General features: G+C 70.3%; 4 protein-coding genes, 1 tRNA gene and 2 pseudogenes. 6 read left to right on the top strand and 1 reads right to left on the bottom strand.

The features are described 5' to 3' along the window. The 4 genes and pseudogenes from ACVNF4_RS31695 to ACVNF4_RS31680 form a co-directional block, all read left to right on the top strand. Positions 1-199 (top strand): annotated as a pseudogene (locus tag ACVNF4_RS31695) (hypothetical protein); the annotation flags it as partial. Positions 200-276: 77 nt separating this feature from the next. Further along, complete coding sequence (locus tag ACVNF4_RS31690; RefSeq protein ID WP_461806322.1) at positions 277-3,012, top strand: exo-rhamnogalacturonan lyase family protein; 2,736 nt, start codon at positions 277-279, stop codon at positions 3,010-3,012. A 113-nt stretch (positions 3,013-3,125) separates the two neighbouring features. After that, the gene (locus ACVNF4_RS31685; protein WP_461806321.1) at positions 3,126-3,572 is read left to right on the top strand and encodes an SRPBCC family protein; all 447 of its coding nucleotides are present in this window, start codon (positions 3,126-3,128) and stop codon (positions 3,570-3,572) included. A 39-nt stretch (positions 3,573-3,611) separates the two neighbouring features. After that, positions 3,612-3,683 (top strand) — tRNA-Val (locus ACVNF4_RS31680). 40 nt (positions 3,684-3,723) lie between these two features. Here ACVNF4_RS31680 and ACVNF4_RS31675 read toward each other — a convergent pair. Continuing rightward, positions 3,724-4,452: an exonuclease domain-containing protein gene (locus ACVNF4_RS31675; protein ID WP_461806320.1), complete on the bottom strand. Its 729-nt coding sequence runs from the start codon at positions 4,450-4,452 to the stop codon at positions 3,724-3,726. Positions 4,453-4,620: 168 nt separating this feature from the next. Between ACVNF4_RS31675 and ACVNF4_RS31670 the strand changes: the two genes are divergently transcribed. Both ACVNF4_RS31670 and ACVNF4_RS31665 read left to right on the top strand, forming a co-directional pair. Further along, positions 4,621-5,187, top strand: coding sequence for a DUF4365 domain-containing protein (locus tag ACVNF4_RS31670; RefSeq protein WP_461806319.1), 567 nt, complete (start codon positions 4,621-4,623; stop codon positions 5,185-5,187). Continuing rightward, positions 5,184-5,650, top strand: a pseudogene (locus tag ACVNF4_RS31665) (hypothetical protein); the annotation flags it as partial. The gene ACVNF4_RS31670 and the pseudogene ACVNF4_RS31665, both read left to right, overlap by 4 nt.

Below are 5,650 nucleotides of genomic sequence, written 5' to 3'. Positions count from 1 at the left end.
GCCGGGCGACTCCTGGCGCACCCTCCTCGCCGACGCCGGCCGCCGCACGGTCCTCGACCCGGCCGGCTCCTTCCTCGTCGTCACCGGACTCGCCGTCGTCGCGATGTCCGGCTGGTTCGTCGCACCCCTCGCGGCCCCCGTCCTCGGAGCCGTCGTGGCCGCCGCACTCGCGGTGGAGGAGCGCCACCGGCGCCGGTGACGCCCACTTGAGACCGGCGGTGCCACCCCCTCCTCTGTCATGCCCTGACCAGCTTCCCCGCACGGAAAGGAACGGCCATGTCCCCCCTTCCCCGCAGATCCCTCCTCAAGGCCGCCGCGGTCGCAGGCGCCGCCGCACAGCTCGGCTGGGCCCTGGGAGCGAACAGCGCCTCCGCCACGCCGCGCGCCGAGAGCGGCGACGGCGACCCGGTCACCCTGGACTGGCTGGAGGACGGCGGCCTCGGCGCCGCCCCCGGCGCCACCCTCGGCGTGCCCTGGCCGATGGGCGCCTTCCGCGAGGACCAGACCTTCGCCGTCACCGACGCCGCCGGCAAGGACGTCCCCGTCCAGACCTGGCCCATCGCCTACTGGCCCGACGGATCCCTCAAGTGGACCGCACACGCGGTCAGTTCGGGCGACGGCAAACTCACCCTCACCCCCGGTACCCCGGCCGCGCCCGGCAAGAAGGTCACCGTCGACAAGAGCGGCGGCACCATCGACGTGTCGACGGGTGTCATAGCGGTGAGCATAGGAAAATCGGGCGCGACGATCATCAAGTCGGTCACCCGGGGCTCCACCGAGATCGCCAGGAACGGCCGCCTCGTCCTCATCCGCCAGCCCGAGATCGAGGACGAGGACCAGGGCACCGTCAAGACCGAACGCTTCGAGGGTGCCATAGCGTCGGTCACCGTCGAACAGGCGGGCCCCGTACGGGCGGTGGTCCGCATCGACGGCAAACACCGCAAGGGAAGCCGGAGTTGGCTGCCCTTCTCCATCCGGCTCTACTTCTACGCGGGCGCCGACTCCTTCCGCATGGTCCACACCATCACCTACGACGGCACCCAGGAACCCGGCAAAGCCGGCGGCGACTTCATCCGCGGCCTCGGCGTCCGGTTCACGGTCCCGATGCGCGACCAGTCCTACGACCGCCACATCCGCATCGGCGGCGAGGGAACCGGGCTGCTGCGCGAGGCCGTCAAGGGCATCACCGGACTGCGCCGCGACCCCGGAACCGCCGTCCAGGAAGCCCAGTTCGCCGGGAAGAAGCTGCCCGACCCGGCGACCTGGGACCAACGGGTGACCACCCGGCTCCAGTACATCCCCGAGTGGGGCGACTACACCCTCTCCCAGCTCTCCGCCGACGGCTTCACCCTCCGCAAACGCACCAAGAAGGGGCACGGCTGGATCGGTGCGGGCGGTGGCCGGCGGGCCTCCGGGTTCGGGTACGTCGGCGGCGCGAGCGGCGGACTCTCCTTCGGGCTACGGGACTTCTGGGAACGCCACCCCTCCCAGCTCGACATCCGCGCCGCCCACACCGAAGAGGCCGAGGTCACCCTCTGGCTCTGGTCACCCGAGGCCCAGCCCATGGACCTGCGCTTCTACCACGACGGCATGGGCCAGGACACCTTCCCCGAACAGCTCGAAGGCCTCAACATCACCTACGAGGACTACGAACCCGGGTTCGGCACGCCCTACGGCATCGCCCGCACCTCCGAACTCCTCTTCTGGGCCAACGAGTCCACACCCACACCGCAGGCCCTCGCCCAACAGGTCGAAGCGGTCCGGGTGTTGCCCCAACTCGCCGCCCCGCCCAAGCAGTTGATCAAAGCGGGCGTCTTCGGGCCGGGACTGTACTCCGAGCCCGACCGCTCCACCCCGGCCAAGGCGAAGGTCGAGGACCACCTCGACTTCCTCTTCACCTACTACAAGGACCAGGTGGAGCAACGCCGTTGGTACGGCTTCTGGGACCACGGCGACATCATGCACACCTACGACACCGTCCGGCACCAGTGGCGCTACGACATCGGCGGGTACGCGTGGGACAACTCCGAGCTGTCACCCGACCTCTGGCTCTGGTACGCGTACCTCAGAAGCGGCCGCTCCGACATCTTCCGGTTCGCCGAGGCCATGACCCGGCACACCGGGGAGGTCGACGTCTACCACCTCGGCCAGTGGGCCGGCCTCGGCACGCGGCACGGCGTGCAGCACTACGCCGACAGCGCGAAACAGCAGCGGATCGCCAACACGACCTACCGGCGCTACTACTACTTCCTCACCGCCGACGAACGCGTCGGCGACCTCATGCACGCGAACGTCGACTCCGACGAGACGTTCCTCGTCCTCGACCCCATCCGCAAGATCCGCACCGAGCCCTACACCCCCGACCGGCACGCCCTCTCCATCGGCTTCGGCACCGACTGGAGCGGGCTCGTCTCCGCGTGGCTCACCGAGTGGGAGCGGCGTGGGCCCAAGTGGGAGAAGGCGAAGGCGCGGGTGCTGTCCACCATGGAGACCATCGCCGCCCAGCCGAACGGGTTCGTGCAGGGGAGCGGGCTGTACGACCTCGACACCGGGAGGTTCGCGGTGGCGGCTGCGCCGGTCGTCGGGGTGTCGCACCTGTCCGCCGTCTTTGGGCTCAATGAACTGTGCGCCGAGTTGATCCACCTCGTCGACATGCCCCGGTTCAACGAGGCGTACCTCGACTACTGCCGGTACTTCAACGCGAGCAAGGCGGAGCAGGCGGCGCGGTACGGGTCCAACTTCGGGACGTTGCTGCTGTTCCAGGGGCATTCGAGGCTGGACGCGTACGCCGCGGTGAAGACGGGTGACGACAAGCTGGCCAAGCGGGCCTGGGAGAAGTTCTACAACTCCGACGGGTACAAGGAGTCGGCGCCGTGGAGGACGGAGAGGGTGAGCGGGCCTACGGCGTTGGTTGCCGGTAGCGAGGCGGCTTGGGTGTCCACCAACGACACTGCGTTGTACGGGCTTGCGGCTATCGAGAACCTGGCGCTTCTGGGGAACAAGATGCCGTAGGGGGTGGTGGGGGCAGTGGGGAGCTGCGGCGCCGTCGTGGCTGGTCGCGCCCACGCGGCGGTAGCCGCAAATCGATACAGCCCCGTGCCCCTGAAAACCTACACTTGCCCCTTGTGGATTGGACTCGCTATCGATTCCGCAGCCTCTGGGATCTGCCCGCGCCCGTCTCCGTTGTCTACGCCGCCCTCGAACGTGCTGAGGACTACCCCCTCTGGTGGCCCCAAGTCCGCTCAGTCACCCCCACCGACGACACCACCGGCATCGTCCGCATCCGCGCCACCCTGCCCTACGAGCTGAAGTTCACCGCTCGGGAGACCCGCCGCGACCCGGTCGCCAGGGTGCTGGAGATCTCCATGACCGGGGATCTCGAAGGATGGGCGCGGTGGACTCTCGAAGCTCGCGGCAGCGGCACGCTCGCTCGGTATGAGCAAGTCGTCGAGGTGCACAAGCCGTTGCTGCGGGTGCTCGCCGTCCCCGGGAGACCCGTGTTCCGGGCCAATCACCGGCTGATGATGAGGGCCGGGCGGCGTGGGCTGGTGCGGTGGCTGCGGGCGGTTTGATGGATGGGCGGGAGGGCCTGTATTGTTCAGTGCGTTCCCGGGCGATTAGCTCAGTGGGAGAGCGCTTCGTTCACACCGAAGAGGTCACTGGTTCGAACCCAGTATCGCCCACCGGGAAAAGGCCGGTCAGCCTTCAGCTGACCGGCCTTTCTCATGCCGCCGCCGACAGGTTCGGCGGACGCAGCGGCCACGCCGGATCCACCGTCTCCTCCTGCCCGCTGCGCGCGAACCACGCCTGAAGGCCCCGCGCCTGGGCGGCGTGCCAGCCGGTCTGGAGGCTGTGCAGCTCGCTGGGGGAGAGGCGTTCGAGGCGGGCCGAGAAGCGGCGCCCGACGGCGCGGACGACCTCCAGCGCGGCCAGCGCGTCCGCGCCCGCGTCGTGCGCCTCCGCGAGGGTCACCTCGTAGTGCGCGCACAGGTCCGTCAGTGTGCGGCGGCCCTTGCGGTAGCGGTCGAGGTGCTTGTCCAGGACACGGGGGTCCAGGACCCGCAGCGGTGTCTGCTCCAGCCGGTCGCCCAGCGACGACGCCCGGTGCCGGCGCAGCTCACGGTCCAGGAGCGTCAGGTCGAACGGCGCGTTCATCACCACCAACGGCCGCCCCACCGCCGCCTGTTCGGCCAGCAGCTCGGCTATCTCGTACATCACCGGCGCCGGCCAGCGGCCGTTGCGCTGAAGGTGCTCCTCCGTCAGCCCGTGCACCGCCGTCGCCGAACTCGGCACCGGCACACCCGGGTTGACCAGCCAGCGGGTCACCCGAGGCCGGGTCCCGGTGGCGTCCTGCACGACGAGCGCGGCCGACACGATCCGGTCGGTCTCGACGTCCACTCCTGTCGTCTCGGTGTCGAAGGCCGCGAGGGGACCTTCGTACCAGCACGTCATATCCTCACAACCCCTCGTTCACGCACGGCCGATGACATGCCGTCTTCTGCCTGTTTGGTGATACCCGGGCTGTTTGCGCCGTACGCCGGAAGGACACAACAGGAGTGCGGGTCCTGCCAGTTCAGCGGCCCGGTCCAAGAAATCGCAAAACGGGGAAGGCTGTTGGTCATGGCGATAGCGCAGCCCGAGCGGGGCGGGCTGCTGCCCGAACGCACGGGCCCCCATCGCGGCACACTCGCCACCACCGCCTGCATGGAGACCTTGCAGGTCGGCTATCTGCACGCCGTCGCCGCCGCGGCCGGCTGCTCACTCTCCCAGCCGTTCCCGGACAACGGCATCGACTGGCACGTCAGCCACGGCTCACCCGGCCACACCGTCGACGACGAGGTCACCATCAAGGTCCAGCTCAAGGCGACCTACCAGCTCCCGCCCCACCCGCCGGGCCGCACCTTCCCCTTCACCCTCGACAACGACCACCTGCGCAAACTCGCCCGCACCCCGGTCTCGGTGCACAAGATCCTCGTCGTCATGATCGTCCCCCGCGCCCAGGACGACTGGCTGCGCGCCGGACACGACCGCCTCGACCTCAGGCACTGCTGCTACTGGGTCAACCTCGCCGGCCAGCCGGTCACCGGCCGCACCCGCACCACCGTACGCATACCGACCGCACGCATCTTCGACGACCGGGCGCTCTGCGAGATCATGACGCGGGTCGGGACGGGAGGACGACCATGAGTCACCGGCCGCTCGACGAACCCCCGCGCGCCGCACGACCCCACCCGACGCCCGGCTGGGACCGCACCCCCCACCCCGCCGACGTCGACCCCGCCGTCCTCGCCGCCCTCCTGCGCCGCCACGGCTGGCAGCGGCGCGGCGGCGCACCCGGCCGCTACGGCCGCTGGACCCCGCCCGGACCCGGCGCCGGCACCAGCCTCCTCGTCCCCGAGAGCCGCGCCTTCCCCGACAGCGACGACCTCCTCACCGAGGCCCTCACCGCCCTCACCCGCGCCGCGACCCCCGCCGCACGCGAAGTCCTCCTCGGCCTCACCGTCCCCAGCGACGAGATCCGCTGGTGGCGCGACGTCCCCGACGAACCCGCCTCCTGGCACACCGACGACGCCCTGCGCACCGCCGCCCGCCAGACCCTCCTCGCCGGCGCCCTCGCCACCCGCGCCCGCACCGGCTACCACGGCGCCCG

Source organism: Streptomyces sp. S6 (assembly GCF_054880855.1).
This window is presented reverse-complemented; position numbering and strand designations above follow the sequence as displayed.